Source organism: Sphingomonas sp. A2-49, from assembly GCF_025548555.1.
Lineage (GTDB): Bacteria > Pseudomonadota > Alphaproteobacteria > Sphingomonadales > Sphingomonadaceae > Sphingomonas.
The window spans coordinates 70,075-91,882 of record NZ_JAJLPA010000010.1; the positions used below are offsets into that span (position 1 = coordinate 70,075).

At 68.1% G+C, this 21,808-nt stretch carries 14 protein-coding genes; 8 read left to right on the forward strand and 6 right to left on the reverse strand.

Translation table 11 applies throughout. The annotated features are described in order from the left end of the window. Positions 1-12: 12 nt before the first annotated feature. Genes LPN01_RS10430 through hemC form a run of 3 tightly spaced genes read right to left on the reverse strand, consistent with a single transcriptional unit; the run spans position 13 to position 2,560 of the window. Complete coding sequence (locus tag LPN01_RS10430) at positions 13-963, reverse strand: hypothetical protein (protein ID WP_262828339.1); 951 nt, start codon at positions 961-963, stop codon at positions 13-15. Then, positions 960-1,646: a uroporphyrinogen-III synthase gene (locus LPN01_RS10435; RefSeq protein WP_262828340.1), complete on the reverse strand. Its 687-nt coding sequence runs from the start codon at positions 1,644-1,646 to the stop codon at positions 960-962. The genes LPN01_RS10430 and LPN01_RS10435 overlap by 4 nt, the downstream gene beginning before the upstream one ends. Further along, a complete protein-coding gene (gene hemC, locus LPN01_RS10440) occupies positions 1,646-2,560 on the reverse strand; it encodes a hydroxymethylbilane synthase (RefSeq protein ID WP_262828341.1) in 915 nt (304 codons plus the stop codon). Before hemC ends, LPN01_RS10435 begins: the two co-directional genes overlap by 1 nt. Before the next feature lie 156 nt (positions 2,561-2,716). On the opposite strand from hemC, the gene tsaD reads away from it, so the two are divergent. The 3 genes from tsaD to LPN01_RS10455 all read left to right on the forward strand — a co-directional run bounded on the left by tsaD (position 2,717) and on the right by LPN01_RS10455 (position 8,053). Further along, positions 2,717-3,745 carry a tRNA (adenosine(37)-N6)-threonylcarbamoyltransferase complex transferase subunit TsaD gene (tsaD, locus tag LPN01_RS10445; RefSeq protein WP_262828342.1) on the forward strand — a complete coding sequence of 343 codons (1,029 nt, stop codon included), beginning with the start codon at positions 2,717-2,719 and terminating at the stop codon, positions 3,743-3,745. Between the two features lie 16 nt (positions 3,746-3,761). Next, positions 3,762-4,739: an NAD(P)H-dependent glycerol-3-phosphate dehydrogenase gene (locus LPN01_RS10450; RefSeq protein WP_262828343.1), complete on the forward strand. Its 978-nt coding sequence runs from the start codon at positions 3,762-3,764 to the stop codon at positions 4,737-4,739. 251 nt (positions 4,740-4,990) lie between these two features. Further along, on the forward strand, positions 4,991-8,053 hold the full coding sequence (locus LPN01_RS10455) for a TonB-dependent receptor domain-containing protein (protein ID WP_262828344.1): 3,063 nt from the start codon (positions 4,991-4,993) through the stop codon (positions 8,051-8,053). A gap of 60 nt (positions 8,054-8,113) precedes the next feature. Here the strand turns inward: LPN01_RS10455 and purD are convergent, their stop codons facing one another. Further along, positions 8,114-9,373 (reverse strand): phosphoribosylamine--glycine ligase, encoded by a 1,260-nt coding sequence (purD, locus tag LPN01_RS10460; RefSeq protein ID WP_262828345.1) that lies wholly within the window; start codon positions 9,371-9,373, stop codon positions 8,114-8,116. On the opposite strand from purD, the gene xseA reads away from it, so the two are divergent. The 4 genes from xseA to LPN01_RS10480 all read left to right on the forward strand — a co-directional run bounded on the left by xseA (position 9,372) and on the right by LPN01_RS10480 (position 15,206). Further along, a complete protein-coding gene (gene xseA, locus LPN01_RS10465) occupies positions 9,372-10,796 on the forward strand; it encodes an exodeoxyribonuclease VII large subunit (protein ID WP_262828346.1) in 1,425 nt (474 codons plus the stop codon). The genes purD and xseA overlap by 2 nt on opposite strands. 14 nt (positions 10,797-10,810) lie before the next feature. Next, positions 10,811-11,011, forward strand: coding sequence for a DUF2093 domain-containing protein (locus LPN01_RS10470; protein WP_262828347.1), 201 nt, complete (start codon positions 10,811-10,813; stop codon positions 11,009-11,011). Next, positions 11,008-11,862, forward strand: a complete 855-nt coding sequence (locus LPN01_RS10475) for a M23 family metallopeptidase (RefSeq protein ID WP_262828348.1) — start codon at positions 11,008-11,010, stop codon at positions 11,860-11,862. Before LPN01_RS10470 ends, LPN01_RS10475 begins: the two co-directional genes overlap by 4 nt. A gap of 284 nt (positions 11,863-12,146) precedes the next feature. Next, positions 12,147-15,206, forward strand: coding sequence for a TonB-dependent receptor domain-containing protein (locus LPN01_RS10480; RefSeq protein ID WP_262828349.1), 3,060 nt, complete (start codon positions 12,147-12,149; stop codon positions 15,204-15,206). A 10-nt stretch (positions 15,207-15,216) separates the two neighbouring features. Here LPN01_RS10480 and LPN01_RS10485 read toward each other — a convergent pair whose 3' ends face one another. Beyond that, positions 15,217-15,576, reverse strand: coding sequence for a hypothetical protein (locus LPN01_RS10485; RefSeq protein WP_262828350.1), 360 nt, complete (start codon positions 15,574-15,576; stop codon positions 15,217-15,219). A 352-nt stretch (positions 15,577-15,928) separates the two neighbouring features. Here LPN01_RS10485 and LPN01_RS10490 point away from each other — a divergent pair, with 352 nt between their 5' ends. Beyond that, entirely contained in the window at positions 15,929-19,078 is a 3,150-nt protein-coding gene (locus LPN01_RS10490) for a carboxypeptidase regulatory-like domain-containing protein (protein WP_262828351.1), read from the forward strand. An 81-nt stretch (positions 19,079-19,159) separates the two neighbouring features. Here LPN01_RS10490 and clpB read toward each other — a convergent pair whose 3' ends face one another. Beyond that, complete coding sequence (gene clpB / locus LPN01_RS10495; RefSeq protein WP_262828352.1) at positions 19,160-21,739, reverse strand: ATP-dependent chaperone ClpB; 2,580 nt, start codon at positions 21,737-21,739, stop codon at positions 19,160-19,162. Positions 21,740-21,808: the final 69 nt, after the last annotated feature.

Sequence of the window (21,808 nt, forward strand, 5' to 3'; positions counted from 1 at the left end):
CGCGGCCAGCCTTTACATGCCGACCGACGTCGTCCCGTTGCCGTCGGCCGTCGCGTCCGGCATCGCGGGCAATTGCGCGGTGGCGGCGGGGGCGACGCCCGCAACCATGGGCTTGGTCGCCTGGCCCATCACCGCGGCAGTCTCGATCACGTCGAGCGCGCGGCGCGACAGGACGTAGCGGCGCGCGGCGTCCATCCAGTTGCCCGCGTCGCCGGCGCCGGGCAGCCGCGCGACCTCCGCCCGCGCGGCCTCGACCTGCCCGCTGTCGAGCAGGCGCCGCACGCGGGCGAGCCGGTCGGTCGGCCGCGGCGACGGCGTGCCCGCCTTGCGCAGCACGACCAGCCCGGCGACCTCGCGGCGCAGGCTGGTGACCCAGTCGTCGCTGCTCACCACCGACAGGTCGGGCGCGATCGCATCGAGCCCCTGGCGCAGGTCCTCGAGCGTCACCGGCTGGTGCGACGCCTCGATCACCGCGGCGACCGCGCGCGGTTGCGCCGGGCCGAAGCGGTTGCGCAGCTGCTCCTCGAGATAGCCGAGCCCCGCGCCGCGATCGAGCTGGCGCCGGGCCGCGAACGCCACCAGCAACCCCTCGGCGCGGCCGGCCTGCGCCGCGGCGGCGGCGGCGTCGCTGGTCACCGCCGCGGTCCGCGCCTCCAGCGCGGTCAGCTGGCCGGCCAGCGTCGCCTCGCGCGAGGCGAGCGCGGCCGGATCGAGCGCCGCATTGGTCGCCTCGCCATTGGCATTGAGCGGCTGGGCGGGGTTGAACGCGCTCGCCTCGCCCTGCGTCGGCTTCGTCGTCGCGGTCGACTGGCCGGCCGCGCTGCCGCCCAGCCAGGGCAGGTGTTTCATCAGATAGCCGGTGAGCACCGCGCCCGCGACGAAGGCGAGGGCGATGATCGCCAGGAACACGCCGGTGCGGGGCCCGCGCGCGCGCGTCGCATCGATCGGCGTATAGTCGGTCATACGCTCTTATCCCCGCCCCCCGGCGCACGGTCAATCGCCCGTTCGAGCGCGCAGGCGCACAGCATCGCGTCGGTCGGCGTTCCCGCCACCGCGACCTCGGCCCAGCCGGTCCCCGCGGCGGCGGCGACCGCGGGGCTCAGCGCGGCGAGCGCGGTCGCCGCCCGGTGGTCCGGGATCAGCGTCGCGACCCGCCGCGCCGCGCGCACCGAATGCAGCAGCACGACATGTCCCGCCGCGGCGGCGGCGAAGGCGGCGGGATCGGTGGCGACATCCGCGCTGGCGTAGACGACGAGCGTCGGCTGGCCGCTGTCGACATGCTCGCGCCCCGCCAGGTGGAGCGGGCGCGCCAGTCCCGCCGCGCGGCCTGCCGCCAGCGCCGCCGCGACGCCGGCGTCGCCGACCGCGGCGACGCGCAGGCCCGCCGCCCGCGCCACCGCCGCCGTCTCGCCCCCGACCGCGATCACCGGCAGCATCGCCAGCGTCGCGAGGCCGGCCCCCGCCAGCCGGATCGCGTTCGCGCTCGTCACCAGCAGCGCATCGTGCGCGTCCGGATCGGGCGCCACCCAGTCGACCGGCGCGGCGACGAACAGCGGCCAACCGACGACGGTGCCACCGCCCGCGCGCAGCCGCGCGACGGTCCGCGCCTGTCCCGGCTCGGGGCGCACGACCAGCAGCGGCCGCATCACGGCTGGAACAGGCGCCGCACCGATTCGGGCGCGCGGGCGAGCAGGTCCGCGGCCAGGTCCGCGGCGACGATGCCGCCGTCGGTGCCCTCGCCGCTGCCCTCGACGAAGGCGCTGCCGTCCTCCGCGATCAGCTCGGCGCGCAGGCTGAGCATTTCGCCCGACAGGCCGGCGAGCGCCGCGACCGGCGAATGGCAATCGGCGCCGAGCGCGGCGAGCAGCGCGCGTTCGGCGAGCACGCAGGCGCTGGTCGCGGGATCGTCGATCGCGGCGACGACCATCGCCGCGCCCTCGTCCGCGCTGCGCACCTCGATCCCCACCGCGCCCTGTGCCGGGGCGGGCAGCATGACGTCGGTCGCGATCGCGCGGCCGATGCCGGTGCGTGCCAGCCGGTCGAGCCCCGCCGCGGCGAGCAGCGTCGCGTCCGCCTCGCCCGCCGCCAGCTTCGCCAGCCGGGTGTCGACGTTGCCGCGGAACATCACGACGCGCAGGTCGGGGCGCAGCCGCAGCAATTGCGCGCGCCGCCGCGGCGAGCTGGTGCCGACCACCGCGCCGGGCGCGAGATCGGCGACGCTGTCCGCGCCGATCAGCCGGTCGCGCACGTCGGCGCGCGGCAGCATCGCGGCGATGCGGATCGCGGCGGGGCGGATCGTCTCGACGTCCTTCATCGAATGCACCGCGGCATCGATCTCACGGTCGAGCAGCGCGCGGTCCAGCTCCTTCGTCCACAGCGCCTTGCCGCCGATCTCGGCCAGCGGCCGGTCCTGCACCCGGTCGCCGGTGGTGCGGATCACCACCAGCGCGACCGCGTCCGCGGTCCATCCGTGCGCCGCGCACAGCGCGTCTCGCACCATCCCCGCCTGCGTCAGCGCGAGCGGCGATCCCCGCGTGCCGAGCCTGAACCTGATCGCCACCTGATGCTCCCGTAAGCGGTCGCCACCCGGCGCCGGCCGGCGCCGACCCCGCCGGCACGGGAGGGTCGAGGGATGGAAACCATCGTCGTCGCGGACCGCCATGCCGGAAACCACCGCCCTTCGACAACCTCCCTGCGACGCGATAGGGAGGCGGGCATGGCTCCCCGGATCATCCTCGGCCTCGAATCCTCCTGTGACGAGACCGCCGCGGCCCTCGTCACCAGCGACCGGCGCGTGCTCAGCCACCGCCTCGCCGGGCAGGAGGCCGCCCACGCCCCGTTCGGCGGAGTCGTGCCCGAAATCGCCGCGCGCGCGCATGTCGAGGCGCTCGATCCGCTGATCCGTGCGGCGCTCGACGATGCCGGACTGCGCCTCGACCAGGTCGACGCCATCGCCGCGACCGCTGGGCCCGGCCTCATCGGCGGCGTGATGGTCGGGCTGGTCACCGGCAAGGCGCTGGCGCATGCGGCGGGCAAGCCGCTGATCGCGGTCAACCATCTCGAAGGCCATGCGCTCAGCCCGCGGCTCGCAGATCCCGACCTCGCCTTTCCCTACCTGCTGCTGCTGGTGTCGGGCGGCCATTGCCAGCTGCTGCTGGTCGAGGGGGTGGCGCGCTATCGCCGGATCGCCACCACGATCGACGATGCCGCGGGGGAGGCGTTCGACAAGACCGCCAAGCTGCTCGGCCTCGGCTTTCCCGGCGGCCCCGCGGTCGAGCGCGCGGCGGCGCTGGGCCGCGCGATCGTGCCGCTGCCGCGCCCGCTGAAGGGCTCGGCCGAACCGCATTTCTCGTTCGCCGGCCTCAAGAGCGCGGTGGCGCGTGCCGCGGGCCATCACCCGCCCGAGGATATCGCCGCATCCTTCCAGGCCGCGGTCGTCGACTGTCTGGTCGACCGCACCGTCCGCGGCATCGCCGGGATCGCCGCGACCGCGCTGGTGGTGGCGGGCGGGGTCGCCGCCAACACCGCGGTGCGCGCGGCGTTGCAGGAGGTGGCGACGGCGCACGGCCTGCGCTTCGTCGCGCCGCCGCTGTGGCTGTGCACCGACAATGCGGCGATGATCGCCTGGGCGGGCGCCGAACGGCTTGCCGCCGGCCTCACCGACGCGCTCGACGTGGCCGCGCGCGCGCGCTGGCCGCTCGATCCGGAGGCGCAGGCGGTGCGCGGCGCCGGGGTGAAGGCATGAACGGGAGGATCGGGGCATGAGGATCGGCGTCATCGGCGGCGGTGCCTGGGGCACCGCGCTCGCGCAGGTCGCGGCGCATCGCGGCGAGCCGGTCGTGCTGTGGGCGCGCGAGCCGGAGGTGGTGGCGGGGATCAACGCCGCGCATGAAAACGCCCTGTTCCTCGCCGGGGTGCCGCTGTCGCCGTCGATCCGCGCCACCGCCGATCTCGCCGACCTGTCCGCGGCGGAGGCGTTGCTGGTCGTCGCGCCGGCGCAGCACGTCGGCGCGGTGCTCGCGCAGGTCGATGTCGGCACCCGCCCGCTGGTGCTGTGCGCCAAGGGGATCGAGGCGGGCAGCCGCCGCCTGGTCGGCGAGGTCGCGCGCGCGGTGCATCCGCAGGCGCCGGTCGCGGTCCTGTCCGGCCCGACCTTCGCGCACGAAGTCGCCGCCGGCCTGCCGACCGCGGTGACGCTGGCGGCGGCGGATGCGGCGCTGGGGGCGGCGCTCTCCGAACGCCTCGCGGCGCCGCATTTCCGCCCCTACGCCAGCCGCGACGTCGTCGGTGCGGAGATCGGGGGGGCGGTCAAGAACGTGCTCGCCATCGCCTGTGGCGTGGTCGACGGCGCGGGGCTCGGCCAGAACGCGCGCGCCGCGCTGATCGCGCGCGGCTTTGCCGAGATGACGCGGTTCGGCCTCGCCCGCGGCGCGCGGGCGGAAACGCTCGCCGGCCTGTCGGGGCTGGGCGACCTGGTGCTGACGTGCAGCTCGACCAGCAGCCGCAACTTCTCGCTCGGGCTGGGGCTGGGGCGGGGCGCCGCCGCCGCCGACCTGCTCGCCGACCGCCGCACCGTGGCGGAGGGGGCCTTTACCGCGCCCGTCCTCGCCGAAGCGGCCGCGGAGGCGGGCGTCGACATGCCGGTCACCGCCGCCGTCTGCCGGTTGCTCGAGGGCGCGCCGGTCGGCGCCATCATCGGCGCGCTGCTTGCGCGACCGCTGCGCGACGAGGTCGTGTAGGACCGGTCCGCAGTCACCGGCCGACGCCCGGATCATCCGGCGTCCTTCGATCCGGCGCCACCGCTGGCCTCCGGCATCGCCGGTCGCCCGTGGCGGACGCGCGCCCAGACACAAACTGATGCAAACCTGTCACATTCGCACGCAATGTCATAGATAGGTTTTGTTTCGGTATTGACTGCTTGTCTGACATAGGAAAGCTTTAGTTCCCTAAAGGCCAGCGGAAGGTCGCGGCCGGCTACAGGGACAAGCCCATGATCTTGAACTCCAACGTGTCGCTGCTCGCCCTCGCCGGCAGTCTCATGCTCGCGGCGTCGCCGGCAGCGGCCCAGACGCAAGCGACAGCGGACGATACCAATGCCGCACCGCAATCGGACAGCCGCGCGGCGAGCACGCAGGACAAGGCCGCCGCGATCAGCGGCCAGGCCACCGACGGCGGCGATGGCGAGATCGTCGTCACCGGCACGCGCATCGTCCGCCCGAACATCGCCGCCGCCGCGCCGATCACCTCGGTCACCTCGGCCGACATCCGCGCGCAGGCGCCGCTCAATGTCGAGGAAGTGCTCAACCGCCTGCCGCAGGTCGCGCCGGACAGCCAGCAGAACTACCAGGATTCGGACGGTCGCCAGCGCATCAAGCTGCGCAGCCTCGGCTTCGAACGCACGCTCGTGCTGATCGACGGCAAGCGCCTCGGCACGCAGAACGGGCAGGACACGAACATCATCCCGGTGGCGCTGATCGAGCGCGTCGACGTGCTCACCGGCGGCGCCTCGTCGGTCTACGGATCGGACGCGGTCGCCGGCGTCGTCAATTTCGTGATGAAGCAGAATTTCACCGGCGTCCGGATCGACGCGAACTACAATTTCTACAATCACGTCAACCGCAGCAACATCGTCACCTCTACCGCGCAGGCATCGGGCTTCAGCCCGCGGCTGGGGCTGGTCAACGACGGCGGTCGCGCCGACCTGGCGCTGACGGCGGGCACGTCGCTGTTCGGCGGGGCCGTGAACGTCGAGGGCTTCGTCAACTACAAGCACGCCGACCTCGTCCCCTACGATGCCCGTTCGACGTCGGCATGCCAGCTGGTCCAGTCGGCGAAGGACGGCCCGCTGTCGTGTTCGCTGTCGACCTATTCGACCAGCGGCTTCGTCTCGCCGGGTGCGGGGGCGAATGCGGGCCGACAGTTCGTCAACGACCCCGCCGGCACGCGCACCTTCGTGCCCTATGGCACCGGCGCGGGCAACGCGGCCAATCCGTACGACGGCTATTCCTACCAGCGTAAGGACGACCGGGTGAACGCCGGCGGCTTCGTCACGATCCGGCTCGCCGACGAAGCGGAGATCTACGGTTCGGCGCTGTGGTTCCGCGACAAGTCGATCAACCGCTATCCGACCCGCGTCTTCGCGGCGGCGAACTATGGCTCCGATCCGTTCCTGGTGAACTGCAACAACCCGTTCCTGTCGACCAGCCAGGCCGGCATCCTGTGCGGCGCCGCGGCGGGTACCGCGACGCGCGTGCCGGTCGACATCCGCTATCGCTTCAACGCGCCGTTCATGACGGACACCTATACCAACACCGGCATCCGCGCGACCGGCGGCGTCCGCGGCAAGGTGGGCGATGCCTGGACCTACGACATCGGCGGCGTGTTCGCGCGCAATCAGCAGATCTGGGATTCGTCCCGCCTGCCGAGCTTCGACCGCGTCAACAATTCGCTCAACGTCGTCAGTGTCAGCGGCACGCCGACCTGCGTATCGGGGGGCGCCTGCGTGCCCTTCGACGCGTTCAGCGCGGGCAACGCCAATCTGGCGCTGGTCGACTATCTGTATGGCGGGCTCGATCCGGCGCGGCAGAAGACGGTCGGCCTGCTGTACAACGTCCAGGCCAACATGACCGGCGACCTCGGCAAGTACGGCATCACCTCGCCGCTGGCGACGGACGGGCTCGCCTTCGCGCTCGGCACGGAATTCCGCAAGGACCGCCAGTTTTCCGAACTGACGCCGGGCTTCATCGAGGATTACGGCGGTTCGCCGTCCGATCTCAGCCAGCACGTCTGGGAATCGAACATCGAGGTGCAGGCGCCGCTGATCCAGGATCGGCCGTTCGCGCACCTGCTGCAGGTGAACGGCGGCTATCGCCTGTCCAAGTACAGCAGCAATCCCAACAAGTTCACGACGTGGAAGATCGAGGGCCTGTACGCGCCGGTCGCCGACCTGACCTTGCGCGCCTCGTTCAACAAGGCGCAGCGCGCGCCGACGGTGGTCGAGGCGTATCAGGCGTCGAACATCGGCTTCTCGCGCCAGGGCGGATCGCAGAACGACTTCTGCGCGCCGACCGCCATCACCAACCCCCAGACGGGTGCGGTGACCTATGGCGCGCCGATCGCCTCGCGCGAGGTGTGCCGCGCGACCGGCCTGTCCGACGCGCTGTACGGCAGCACCACGCTGCTGTGCCCGAACAACCAGTGCACGGTGCGCTCGGGCGGGTTCACCGCCGATCCGGAAACCGCCTACACGCAGACCTATGGGTTGGTCGTGAAGCCGCGCTTCATCAAGGGGCTGGTCTTCTCGGTCGATCGCTACCGGATCAAGATCGACGACTCGCTCGGCTATAACGACGACAGCTATTACACCGATGGCTGCCTGCGTTCGAACGGCGATCCGTTCTTCTGTTCGGGGATCGTCCGCGCCGCCAACGGTACGCTCTATGCCGCGGCGTCGGGCAATCCGACCAGCGGCTTCATCCGCGCCGGCACGACCAACTATTACCTGTCGATCGCGCGCGGCTGGGATTTCCAGAGCAGCTATGCACTGGCGCTGGGCGGGGCCGGCCGGATCGATTTCGACTTCAACGGGTCGCTGACCACCTTCGCCGGCGGGCAGGATTCGCCGGTGCAGCCCAAGCGCAACTGCACGGGCTATTTCGGCAACGGCTGCGGCCAGCTGCTGCCGAAATGGTCGCACGGTCTGCGCGCGACCTATGCGACCAGCGACAACGTATTCAACGCGTCGTTCAACTGGCGCTACGTCGGCTCGCTGACCAGCGCGAACAATTCGGGCGATCCGGCGATCGGCGGCACCCCTGACCGCGCGCAGACGACCTTCTACCGCATCGCGCCGGCGAGCTATTTCGACCTTGCGCTGACGTTCAACATCGCGCGCCAGTTCGCCTTCCGCGTGATCGCGAACAACCTGCTCGACAAGGCGGCGCCGATCCTGCCGAATTCGTACAATATCAGCCTGGCGCGCAGCAACACGATCCCGGCGCGCTACGATTCGCTCGGCCGCCAGATCGCGATCGGTACGACGATCAGCTTCTGACGCGTCCGCAGCGTCGTCGGAAAGGGCCCGCCGGAGCGATCCGGCGGGCCTTTTCGCGTATCAGCGGGCGAGTTCGCGCCAGCCGATGTCGCGCCGGCAGAAGCCGTCGGCGAAGTCGATCCGGTCGACCGCGCGATAGGCGCCCTCGCGCGCGACGCGGATGTCGGGGCCGGTGGCGGTCGCCGCCAGCACGCGCCCGCCCGCGGCGACCAGCCGGTCGCCATCGCGCCGCGTCCCCGCCTGGAACACGACCGCGCCGTCCGCCGCCGCCGCCTCCAGCCCGCGGATCGCACCGCCCGCGCGCGGCGTGCCGGGATAGCCCGCCGCCGCCAGCACGACCGTCATCGCGACCGCATCCGCGAAGGGCGCGGGCGGCAGGTCGGCGAGCCGCCCCTCGGCGACCGCGAGCAGCGTCTCGACCAGGTCGCCCGCGAACCGCATCATCAGCACCTGGCATTCGGGATCGCCGAAGCGCGCGTTATATTCGATCAGCTTCGGCCCCGTCGCGGTCAGCATCAGCCCGGCGTACAGAACCCCGCTGAACGGCGTGCCCGCCGCCGCCATCGCGCGCACGGTCGGCGCGACGATCTCGTCGATCGCGCGCGCCTCCAGCGCCGCGGTCAGCACCGGCGCGGGGCTGTAGGCGCCCATGCCGCCGGTGTTGGGCCCGGTATCGCCCTCGCCGACGCGCTTGTGATCCTGCGCGCTGCCGAACGGCATCAGCGCGGTGCCGTCGGTGAGCACGAACAGGCTCGCTTCCTCGCCGTCCAGGAATTCCTCCAGCACCACCGCTGCATCGCCGCCGTCGAACATCGCGTCGAACGCCGCCATCGCCTCGGCCTCGCTGGTCGCGATCACCACGCCCTTGCCCGCGGCGAGGCCGTCCGCCTTGATGACCACCGGATAGCCGAACGTGCCCGCCAGCGCCGCCTCCGCCTCCGCGCGGCTGCCCACGCGGACGTAGCCGGCGGTGGGGATGTCGGCACGGCGGCACAGGTCCTTGGTGAACCCCTTCGACCCCTCGAGCTGCGCGGCCGCCTTGTCCGGCCCGAACACCGGCACGCCGGCGGCGCGCAGGCTGTCGGCCAGCCCGTCGACCAGCGGCGCCTCCGGCCCGATCACCACCAGCCCGACGCCATGGTCTGCGACGAAGCGGACGACCGCGGCGTGATCCGTCGCATCCAGTGCGACACAGGTCGCAAGCGCGGCGATGCCGGGGTTGCCAGGCGCGGCATAGAGCGTATCGAGACGCGAGGATTGCGCGAGTTTCCACGCCAGTGCGTGTTCGCGACCGCCTGAGCCCAGCAGCAGGACGTTCATGCCCGATTCCCTCTCCGATACCGAAGCGCGGCTGCTAGCCGAGGAGCGTCCCGGCGACAACGCGCTCGCGCTGTCGGTCGGCGAGCTGAGCTTCCGGCTGAAGCGGATGGTCGAGGGCGAATTCGGCCACGTCCGCCTGCGCGGCGAGATATCGGGCTACAAGCGCGCGACCTCGGGCCATGTCTATCTCGCGCTGAAGGACGACAGCGCGGTGATCGACGGGGTGATGTGGAAGGGCCAGGCAAACGCCTTGCCCTTCGCCGCGCAGGACGGGATCGAGGTGATCGCGACCGGCAAGCTCACCACCTATCCCGGCCGATCCAAATACCAGATCGTGATCGAACGCATGGAGCTCGCCGGCGCCGGCGCGCTGATGGCGTTGTTCGAGAAGCTGAAGGCGAAGCTGGCGGGCGAGGGGCTGTTCGACGGCACGCGCAAGCGGCGGCTGCCGTATCTGCCGCGCACGATCGGCGTCGTCACCTCGCCCACCGGGGCGGTGATCCGCGACATCCTCCACCGGCTCGGCGATCGCTGCCCGACGCATGTCGTCGTCTGGCCGGTGAAGGTGCAGGGGCAGGGCGCCGCGGCCGAGATCGCCGCCGCGGTGCGCGGGTTCGACGCGATCGGCCCCGACGGCCCGGTGCCGCGCCCCGACCTCGTCATCGTCGCGCGGGGCGGCGGCTCGATCGAGGATCTGTGGGCGTTCAACGAAGAGGCGGTCGTCCGCGCCGTCGCCGAATGCCGCATCCCCGTCATATCCGCGGTCGGGCACGAGACGGACACGACCCTGTGCGATTTCGCCGCGGACCTGCGCGCCCCGACACCGACCGCGGCGGCGGAACTGGCGGTGCCGGTGCTCGCCGACCTGCGCCTGACGATCGAGAGCCATGCGCTGCGCACCCGGCGCTGCGCGCATCGCTACGTCGAGCGTGGCCGCGAGCAGCTGACCGCGCTCGCCCGCCTGCTGCCGAAGCGCGACGCGCTGCTCGGCCCGCAGCGCCAGCGCGCCGACGATGCCGGCCAGCGGCTCGACCGCGGGCTGGAACGGCGCGTCACGCTCGCGCGCGGCCAGCTCGACCGGTCGAGCGGCGCGCTGCGCCCCGCCATCCTCCAGGCGCAGGTCGATCGCCAGCGCGAGCGGCTGGCGGCGACGTGGCGGCTGGTGCGCTCGCTCAATCCCGATGCCGTGCTCGATCGCGGCTACGCGCGCGTCACCGACGGCGCGGGGACGACGCTGTCGTCCGCCGATGCCGTCCGCGCCGCCCGCGCGGTCACGCTGCGCTTCCGCGACGGCAGCGTCGATGCCGTGGTCGCGGACGAGGGCGCGGCGTTGCCGGCCGCACCCGCCCGCCCGGCCAAGGTTGAGCGCAAGGCCACGAAAACCTATGTCGCCGGCCAACCCGACCAGCCGACGCTGCTCTGACCCGGACCGCATCCATGCTCGTATCCAATTCCGCCCGCCCCGCCCGGCTCCACTATATGGCCAACGGCTTTCGCGTCCTGAGCCCCGGCGATCATGTCGTCTGCGGCAGCACGGGTGCCCGCATCCCGCTGGAATTGCTGCGCTACTGGAGTGTCGCCCGGCAAGAGGCGTTCGCGAGCGCCGAGCTCGCCAGCGAGGCGCTCGCGCCGCGATGAGGCTGGTCGCGGCGCTGGCGGCGCTGACGCTCGCCGCGCCGGGCGCCGCGCTGCAGGTCGATGCCGGCGCGCGATCGCCCGCTCCGGTGGCGGCCGGCGCCGGGTTCCGCTGGACCGGAACCGCGGTGCAGGGCGGCCTGATCCAGGTCGTGGCGCCGGCGGGCAGCGTCGCGGTGACGCTCGACGGCGTCGCCCTGTCGCCGGCGCCCGACGGCCGCTTTCCCATCGGCTTCGATCGCGACGCCGGACCGCTGGCGCTGCTCGCCGCGACGGCCGCGGATGGCCGCCGCATCGTCCAGCCGATTGCGGTGGCGCCGCGCGCGTGGCGGATCGAACGGCTCGCGACGCTGCCGCGGTTTCCCGCCCCCGACCCCGTGATGGCCCAGCTGCGCCCCGCCGAGCTTGCCCGGATCGCCGCCGCCCGCGCGCTCGTCACCGACGCCGACGGCTGGCGACAGCCGTTCCGCTGGCCCGCGACCGGCCGCATCTCCGGCCTGTTCGGTGCGCAGCGCATTTATCGCGGCGAACCCGGTGCCTATCATTCGGGCACCGACATCGCCCGTCCGACCGGCACCCCGGTCGCCGCCCCCGCCGACGGCGTCGTCATCCTCGCCGCGGACCGCCCCTTCACGCTGGAGGGGACCCTGTTGATGATCGACCACGGCCAGGGATTGAACAGCGCATTCCTACACCTCTCACGGATCGACGTGCGCGTCGGCGACCACGTCCGCCAGGGCCAGATCGTGGGCGCGGTGGGCATGACCGGCCGCGCGACCGGGCCGCACCTCCACTGGAGCCTGCGCTGGCGCGACGCGCGACTGGATCCGATGCTGGCTGCGGGGGCGATGTAGGCACCAAGCTGTCACAACTGCCGCCAATCTCTATCCGAAGGCACTTTTGCTCTCTTGCATCTCAATTACATGTCGATATTGGACATAATATGTGACCTTTCTGCGACACCCGTGGCCAAACTCCATTCAGGTGATGTCCAGGCGCTTTACAGCAGCATGACTGACCATCATTCCCGCTCAATGTCTCTTCGGGGCCGCGCCGCGGCTTAGGGGGCTTGGCAACACCCCGAGCCGGCACCGTCACAGCGGGGCGCCGCTGCGGGGTAAGCGAGGGATGACTTACCGTGACTTTCGACAAGACCTTGACGCTTAAGGCCGCGCTGCTCGCAGCCGCCACGCCTTTCGTATTCGCCATCGCGACGCCGGCGAGCGCGCAGCAGGCGACCCCGCCGGAAGCGCCCGCCCAGGCACAGACGCCCGCGCCCGAGCAGGACGATGCCGCCGGCAACGACATCGTCGTCACCGGCTCGATCATCCGCGGTGCGGACACCGGCCCGTCGCCGGTCAGCACGATCACGACCGAGAACCTCGACGCGCGCGGCATCAACACGGTGCAGGCAGGCATTCAGGCGCTGTCGTCGAACAACGGCCCTGCGCTCACCAACTCATTCACCGCCAACGGCGCCTTCGCCTCGGGCGCCTCGTCGGTCTCGCTGCGTGGTCTCTCGACCAACTCGACGCTCGTCCTGTTCGACGGCCTGCGCGCCGCGTACTATCCGCTGTCGGATGACGGTTCGCGCAACTTCGTCGATTTGAACACGATCCCCGACGACATCGTCGAGCGGGTCGACGTCCTGCGCGACGGTGCATCGTCGAGCTACGGTGCCGACGCCATCGCGGGCGTCGTCAACATCATCACCAAGCGTTCGTTCCAGGGCGTCAGCGGCCGCGCGGAAGCCGGCATCGCAGAACGCGGCTACAACGCCAACCAGCGTCTGTCGTTGACTGCCGGCACCGGCGATCTCGATGAAAAGGGCTACAACGCCTATATCAGCGGTTTCTATTATCGCAGCGAAGGCGTGCAGGCATCGCAGCTGCCGGCGCCGTTCAACACCAGCGACGAGCGCGGCCTTTGCGGTGATCGCACCGGCTCGCGTGTCTGCGGTCCGAACAACATCGCCAACGGCCTTGACGCGAACAACGCGTTCACCAACGGCTTCGCGATCGGCACCGGCACCTTCTACGTCCGCCCCGCCAATGCGACCAACACCACCGCGCTCGGCCGCTACCAGCTGCTGAATCCGGCGGCGGGATGCCGCGTCGGCAACCCGTACAACCCGACCGCCACCGAGCTGGCGCTGCCGATCAACGCCACCGCGCCGTCGACCGTCTGCCAGGTCGATACGCAGAAGCTGTACGGCAACGTGACCCCGGACCAGGAGCGGTTCGGCGGTTCGGCCCGCTTCACCGCCAAGCTCGGCGATTCGTCGGAAGCGTATCTGCAGGTCAACTTCCAGCAGTCGACGTCCAGCTACACGGGCGTTCCTGCGACCATCCGCGCCAATGCTCCTGCGGGCATCCTGTTCCCGCAATATTCGACGTCGCAGAACGCGACGCCGGCGATCGATCCGCGGTCGGCCATCCTCGCGCTGCCGGTCTACATCTGCCCGCGCAACACGACCGCCGCATGCACCGCGGCGAACGGCACGCTCAACCCGAACAACCCGTTCGCGGCCCAGGGCCAGGTTGCGCGTCTGGTCGGCACGCTCGCCAACGAGCGTGAATTCAACGAAACCCGCAGCCGCGTGTATCGCGCCGCCATCGGCGTCAACGGCACCGTCTTCGGCGATGTCGACTACCGCGTCGACGGCACCGCGATGCACACCGACCTGCGTCGTCGCACCGATGGCTACGTCTACATCCAGCACCTGCTCGACGTCATCGCGGACGGCAGCTACAACTTCATCAATCCCGACCAGAACAGCCAGGCGGTGCGCGACTACCTGACGCCGCAGAACATCACCAACAGCACCTCGGATCTGTATCAGGCGCAGTTTACGCTCGGCAAGGCGCTGTTCGCCCTTCCCGGTGGTGACCTGCGCGTCGCGGTCGGCGGATCGGTGTTCTACGAAGCGGTCGATGCGCCCAGCGGCAACCCGGACACCAACGGCCCGACGCAGCGCTATTTCCGCCAGAACGCGTTCGGTACCAGCGGCAACCGTACGGTGACCTCGGCATTCGGCGAAATCAACGCGCCGATCCTCGACCAGCTGACGGTCAACGCATCGGGACGGTACGATCACTATTCGAGCGGGCAGAGCGCCTTCTCGCCGAAGGTGGGCGCGATCTTCAACCCGATCCGTCAGATCACGGTCCGTGGCACCTATTCGCGCGGCTTCCGTATCCCTTCGTTCGGCGAGGCGAACGCCCTGCCGACGACGGGTTACGTGACGCAGCAGCTGACCAGCATTCCTGCCGCATTCCTGCGCCAGTACAGCACGAACCCCGGTGCCGGTCAGATCTGTACGGCGAACACGCCCGCCAACTGCTCGGCCTACATCACCGGCTATTCGATCGGTCAGACGACGCTTGCCTCGCCGAACCTGAAGCCCGAGAAGTCGCGCAGCTTCACGGCCGGCATCAAGTTCGACCCGATCCGCAGCCTGTCGCTGACCGTCGATTACTACAACATCCGCAAGACGGGCGCGATCACGACGCCCGATCTCTCGCCGGCCATCGCGGCCTATTATGCGGGATCGGCCATTCCGACGGGGTTCGAGGTCATCCCGGACGCCGTCGACGTCAACAACCCGACCGCGACGCCGAAGATCGCCTTCGTCCGCTCGCAGCTGATCAATGCCCAGACGATCAAGTCGGAGGGCATCGACTTCGGGGCGAACGGTTTCGTCGACTTCGGTGGCGTCAAGTGGACCACGAACCTCAACGCCAGCCTTATCCTGGAGCTGAGCACGACCGTGGACGGCGTTCGTCAGACCTACGTGGACACGCTTGGTAACTTCAATCTGACTGCCGGTTCGGGCACGTTCGAGTGGAAGGGCAACTGGGCCAACACGTTCGACTTCGGCGACTTTGCGGTTACCGGTACCGTCAACTATACGTCGGGTTACGACCTGTCGGCGATGGACCAGGGCGATGCGTACAAGGATTGCGGTCAGGCGCCGGCCTATTCGGGCTGCCGTGTGAAGAGCTATATCACGGCCGACGCCAACGCTACGTTCAAGGTCAACGACAAGTTCTCGTTCTACGTGAACGCGTTGAACATCTTCAACCGCCTCCCCCCGATCGATCCGGTCACCTACGGCGCGTATCTGTACAACGCGGTGCAGGGCGGCGACGGCATCTTCGGTCGCCAGTATCGCGCAGGCGCGAAGTTCAACTTCTAACGCTCGTTCGTCACATGAACGAAAAGGGCGGGTCCTGCGACCCGCCCTTTTTTTTGCGCTTTCGCCGGACCGCCTTTTTCATCTGCAAGGCGAGCGTCGCGTCTCGGCCCTCAGCGACGCAAAAATCAATCGGCCAATCAATCGCCGCGTATGCCGCGCAATTCCTGTCGGTCGGCATGACGCATGCCGCCAACCTTCCCCCGACCCCGATATTCCACCAGGCTTCGCGACCTGCCTGGCCCAAGTCTGCCGACGATCCGTTGCTTTCGATGCGGCAGCGCGCGTCGGTCGCGATTCCTAGCCGACCGATGGTGGAGCCAACGGCGTCGAGGGAGCCGCCTTTGTGCTGCTGCGTACGATGTTGAGCCACACGCTAAGTATCACAGAACAATGCAATAAATTCCGTGAATCAGCGGCTTAGATGTCAGAGCTAAAGGCGGATTACCGCGCAGCATCAGCGGGCCGAACATTTGACCGACACAAAACGCTTTGTGCCGGGGTTCTCATAACCCACTTAAATACGCCCGGGGATACTGTGTCGTTTGTGTGACAGGTCGAAGTCAATTCCATACCGCAAGCGATGGAGGGTTTGCGCCCATATCGGACATGATGCATTCCGTCGCGACGCTTCGCGCTCCAACGCGAGCGCCGGGTTTGTCGGGGGTGCCCGGAACCGGGTCGTGAAAACGTATCGACCCGTTCGGGACAAGCGAGGGAAACGCATGCACAAGGTATTTGAATTTACGCGCACATCGCTGCGCGCCGGCACTGCGCTACAGGCGTTGGCGCTGATCGGGGCTGGGATTGCCGGTTGTGCTGCCGTCACGCCCGCCTCGGCACAGGACTATACGTCTGGCGCCATTCAGGGGACCGTAACGGACGACAGCGGAAATGGTGTTGCGGGCGCCACCATCCGGGTCACGTCGGTATCACAAGGGACCACTCGGACCGCGACCAGCAGTTCGACCGGCGCGTTCCAGATCAATGGCCTTCCGGGCGGCAGCTATGACGTAGTCGTCGAGTCGCCGAATACCTCTGGCTGGCGGGCTGATGGCATTCCCATTCGCGCGTCGCAGGCGGCCCAGATCAATCCTCGACTGGGCGCTGCCGGTGGTGGAGAGATCGTCGTCGTCGGCTCGCGAGCCGTTTCGGCGTTCACCGGATCCACCACCGGACTCAACGTCGATGTTGCCGACTTTATTCAGACCAAACCCCTGGGCCGCGACCTGACTTCGGTCGTCCTCCTCGCTCCGAACACGACGATCGGCGATGGCGGCTTTGGAAACCTGGCCGCCATCGGTGGTTCGTCGCCCGCGGAAAACGCCTACTATCTCAACGGCTTGAATCTTACTAATTTCGACAACTATCTCGGCGGGGCGGCTGTGCCCTTCTATTTCTATCAGTCCGTAGAAACGAAGGTGGGGGGGTATCCCGCAGAATTCGGGCGTGCAACCGGCGGCATCGTCAATGCGGTCAGCAAGGCTGGCACAAACGAATTCAAGGCAGAAGCCCATATCGACTGGGCGCCTCAGTTCCTACGGTCTCGGTCCAAGGATACGCTGGCCTATAACGGTTCGGCATACGTGCGGAATTCCAATGTCGCTGCCGACACATCGGACAGCCTGTTGGTGACGCTCGGGGCCGGTGGGCCGCTGATCCCCGACCACCTTTTCGTATACGGGATGACACAGTTCCAACGGACCAAGAGCCTGCAGAATTTGCCGCTCGCCGGTACTGCCTACAGTCGGCGCAATGACGATCCCTTCTGGGGCGTAAAGGTCGACGCTTTCCCCATCGACAGCCAGCATTTCGAGGCGACGGTTTTCGATACGCGTAATACGACGGTCCGATCGGACCTGCCATATTCGATCGTCAACGGCGTCAACACCTATGGCACGGCCACGGCAGGGACTGCGTTCAATGGCGGTGGGTTGAACTACGTTGGAAAATATACCGGCCGCATGACCGATTGGTTCACGGTATCGGCGGCGTACGGGCGCGTTCGGGACCGTTTCGACAACGTCAGCGTGGCCGGTGCGGGCAATCTTCCTTCTTTTTCGAATGCTTCCGGCGCCGCTGTGTATGGCGTTCCAAACGGCGGCTTCTATAACGGGCAACGCGTTAATGGCACTTCGGATCCTTATAATACCGAGCGGAGGTTCTTCCGCGCCGATGCGGATCTGCTGTTCTCCGTTTTGGGGGATCATCACGTTCGGTTCGGTTACGACCAGGAAATCAATACGCTCAATCGGGTGACGGTACGCAATGGGGGCGCATACGAACTTGCCAATGGTGCGATCTCGCCAGCGGCGTACGGCGCCATACTGGGTAACGGTGGCATCCAATATATCGTACGTGCGTCAAACGTCGGCGGTCCCGTTGTCGAGCTAAACTATTTCAACACCGGAGGCACGTTCAAAGCGAAGAACAAGGCGTATTATATTCAGGACGAATGGAAGCTGTTCGACCGGCTGACGCTTAACCTCGGAGCTCGTCGCGATGATTTTCGTGTCAACAAACCGAGTGGTAATCCTATTGCCAATCTGACAAAAAATTATGCCCCTCGTGTCGGTGCGACTTACCAGTTGCTCGGAGACAAGTCGGGTAAGCTTTATGGTTCCTATGGTTGGACCTACCTCCCGATTGCGAGCAACACCGCGTTCCGTCAGGGTGCGCCGTCATTCTACTTTCGTCAGCGGTACAATTTCAGCGGTCTGAACGCGGCGGGGTTGCCGAACCTCACCCAATTGGTCACCAATCAGGGGACTTATCAGACGGCATGTCCGTTTGCTCTTATCCCGAATGGCGCAACCACGAACTGCCTCGTCACAGGTGATGGCGCAGATATCGACACGACGCAGGCTCTTGCGAGCAACCTGAAGGCGACCCGCCAGACCGAGATCAACGTTGGATATGAGCAGAAGGTCGGACTGTGGACGCTGGGGCTTTCGTATACGCACCGTAATCTCGACCGCACGGCCGAGGATTCGGCCATCGATGCTGCGGTCAACGCCTATTGTGCGGCCAATAATGTCCGGGCAACGCCGACCGGCGGCGGAGCTTCCGTACCGTGCTCAAGCATCTTTACCGGCTTCCACCAGTACGTCATCAACAATCCGGGGAGCGACATTACGGTTAATTTGCTTGCGAATGGCTACAATATCAACAACCGTACTGTAACTCTTACGGCGGATCAGCTGGGATACGGTAAGGCGAAGCGCACATATGACGCTGTCGTGTTTACCTTTGATCGCCGGTTCGATGGTTTGTTCGCAGTAGGCGGCAGCTACACCTGGTCGAAGAGCAAGGGTAATTCAGAAGGCTATGTGCAATCCGACTTCGTCCAGGCCGATTCTGGTATTACGCAGGATTTCGATCAGCCCGGGTTCGTCGATTATTCCTACGGATATCTGCCAAACGATCGGCGCCATCAGTTAAAATTGTACGGCAACATCAAGGTTGATGCATTTAATATCGGTCTGAATACCTTGGTCTACTCACCGCGTCCACAGAGCTGTTTTGGTTGGCATCCGACCGACGTATTTGCTGATGGCTATGGGGCGGCTTCCCATTACTGCGGAGGACAGCCCAGTGCCCGCGGTACCGCTCAAAAAACGGATTGGTACTCGTCGTTCAACTTACAGCTGAGCTTCAGCCCGACAATCGCGGATCGTACGGTGACCCTACGCGCCGACGTCTTTAACCTGCTGAATTCGCGCGCCGTTACGAAGCGTTACGAATTGGGCGATCTTGACGTGGTTACGGGCGCGAATGGTTTGCCGACGAGCTATATTCCCGATCCGAATTACGGTCAGCCGACCGCATATCAGGCGCCCCGCTATGTCCGGTTGGGAGTCGATATCAACTTCTGATCCAAAACGAGGAAAACAAAGAAGGGCGGGTCCGGCGACCCGCCCTTCGTTACCCGTTGTCCGAATCGCAGCCGCGGGGCGTCACTCCACCCGCAATACCAGCTTCCCATCGCCTTCGTCGGCATAGACCACCGCGCCGTCCTTCACCTCGCCGCGCAGGATCAGGTCGGCGAGCGGATCCTGCAGATAGCGTTGCACGGCGCGTTTCAGCGGGCGGGCGCCGTAGACCGGGTCGTAGCCGACCCGTCCCAGCCACGCGCGCGCCGCATCGGTCAGGTCCAGCGTCACCTTGCGGTCGGCGAGCAGGCGGTCGACGCGCGCGACCTGGATGTCGACGATCGGCGCCATATGATCCTGGCCCAGGCGGTGGAACAGGATCACCTCGTCCAGCCGGTTGAGGAATTCGGGGCGGAAATGGCCGCGCACGATCTCCATCACCTGCGGCTCGACGGTTTCGACGTCCTGCCCGTCCTCGAGGTTCGCCAGGTATTGCGAGCCGAGGTTCGACGTCAGAATGATGAGCGTGTTGCTGAAATCGACCGTGCGGCCCTGGCCGTCGGTCAGCCGCCCGTCGTCGAGCACCTGGAGCAGCACGTTGAAGACGTCGCCATGCGCCTTCTCCACCTCGTCGAACAGCACGACCTGATACGGCCGGCGCCGCACCGCCTCGGTCAGCACGCCGCCTTCCTCATAGCCGACATAGCCGGGAGGCGCGCCGATCAGCCGCGCGACCGCATGCTTCTCCATGAATTCGCTCATGTCGATGCGCACCATCGCGTTGGGATCGTCGAACAGGAATTCGGCGAGCGCCTTGGTCAGCTCGGTTTTGCCGACGCCGGTCGGCCCCAGGAACAGGAAGCTGCCGAGCGGCCGGTTGGGATCCTGCAACCCCGCCCGCGCGCGCCGGACCGCGGTGGACACGGCGCGCACCGCGTCCGCCTGGCCGATGACGCGCTTGCCGATCACCTCTTCCATCCGCAGCAACTTGTCGCGTTCGCCCTGGAGCATCCGCTCGACCGGGATTCCCGTCCAGCGGCTGACCACCCCGGCGATGTCGTCCGCAGTCACCTCCTCGCGCAGCATCGCGCCCTTGGTCGCGCCGGCCGCCTCGGCGACCTGCTTTTCCAGCGCGGGGATGCGGCCGTAGGAGAGCTCGCCCGCCTTGGCGAGGTCGCCGGCACGCTGCGCCTGCTCCAGCTCGAGCCGCGCGGCGTCGAGCTGCTCCTTCAACCTCGCTTCGCCCGCGATCTTGTCCTTTTCGGCCTGCCAGCGTTGCGTCAGTCCGGCGGACTGCTGCTCGAGATTGGCGAGTTCCTCCTCCAGCCCCGCGAAACGGTCGCGCGACGCGTCGTCGGTTTCGCGGCGCAATCCCTCCCGCTCGATCTTGAGGCGCAGGATGCGCCGGTCGAGCGTCTCGATCTCCTCGGGCTTGCTCTCCACTTCCATGCGGATGCGCGACGCCGCCTCGTCCATCAGGTCGATCGCCTTGTCGGGCAGGAAGCGATCGGTGATGTAGCGGTTCGACAGCGTCGCCGCGGACACCAGTGCGCCGTCGGTGATCCGCACGCCATGGTGCAGCTCGTATTTCTCCTTCAGCCCGCGCAGGATGCTGATCGTGTCCTCGACGGTCGGTTCGCCGACGAACACGGGCTGGAATCGCCGCTGGAGCGCGGGGTCCTTCTCGACGTATTTGCGATATTCGTCGAGCGTGGTCGCGCCGACGCAATGCAGCTCGCCGCGCGCCAGGGCCGGCTTCAGCAGGTTGCCCGCATCCATCGCGCCTTCGGATTTGCCCGCGCCGATCAGCTGGTGCATCTCGTCGATGAACAGCACGATCTGGCCGTCGGCGCCCTTCACCTCGTCGATGACGCCCTTCAGCCGCTCCTCGAACTCGCCGCGATATTTCGCGCCGGCGATCAATGCGCCCATGTCGAGCGCCATCAGCGTCTTGTCCTTCAGGCCGTCGGGGACGTCGCCATTGGCGATACGCAGCGCCAGCCCCTCGACGATCGCGGTCTTGCCGACGCCGGGTTCGCCGATGAGGACGGGGTTGTTCTTGGTGCGGCGGGCGAGCACCTGGATCGTGCGGCGGATTTCCTCGTCGCGGCCGATGACGGGGTCGAGCTTGCCGTCGCGCGCCGCCTGCGTCAGGTCGCGCGCGAACTTCCTGAGCGCGTCGTAGCGGTCCTCCGCCGAGGCGGTGTCGGCGGTCCGGCCGCCGCGCAGGTCGTTGATCGCGGCGTTCAGGCCCTCGGCCGTGACGCCCGCCGCCTTCAGTGCCTTGCCCGCCGCGGTCGTCGGCGACAGCGCGAGCGCGAGGAGCAGCCGTTCGACGGTGACGAAGCTGTCGCCCGCCTTTTGCGCGACCTGTTCGGCCTGGTCGAGGACGCGGACGGTGTCGTTGTCGAGCCCCGGCGTCTGCTGCGCGCCCGACCCGGATACCGCCGGGATGCGGGCGAGCGCGGCGTCGGTGTCGGCGACCGCGCGGCGCGCGTCGCCGCCGGCCGCGGCGATCAGCCCGGCGGCCATGCCCTGCTCGTCCTCCAGCAGCGCCTTCAGCAGGTGTTCGGGGGCGATCCGCTGATGGTTCATGCGGATCGCGACGGTCTGCGCCGACTGGAGGAAGCCCTTGGCGCGATCGGTGAATTTCTCGAGGTTCATGTCAGCCCCTGTTGCGATGCGTCCGGATGTAGTGTTGCCATTGTGCAACACAAGCCCCGGGCTCCGTTA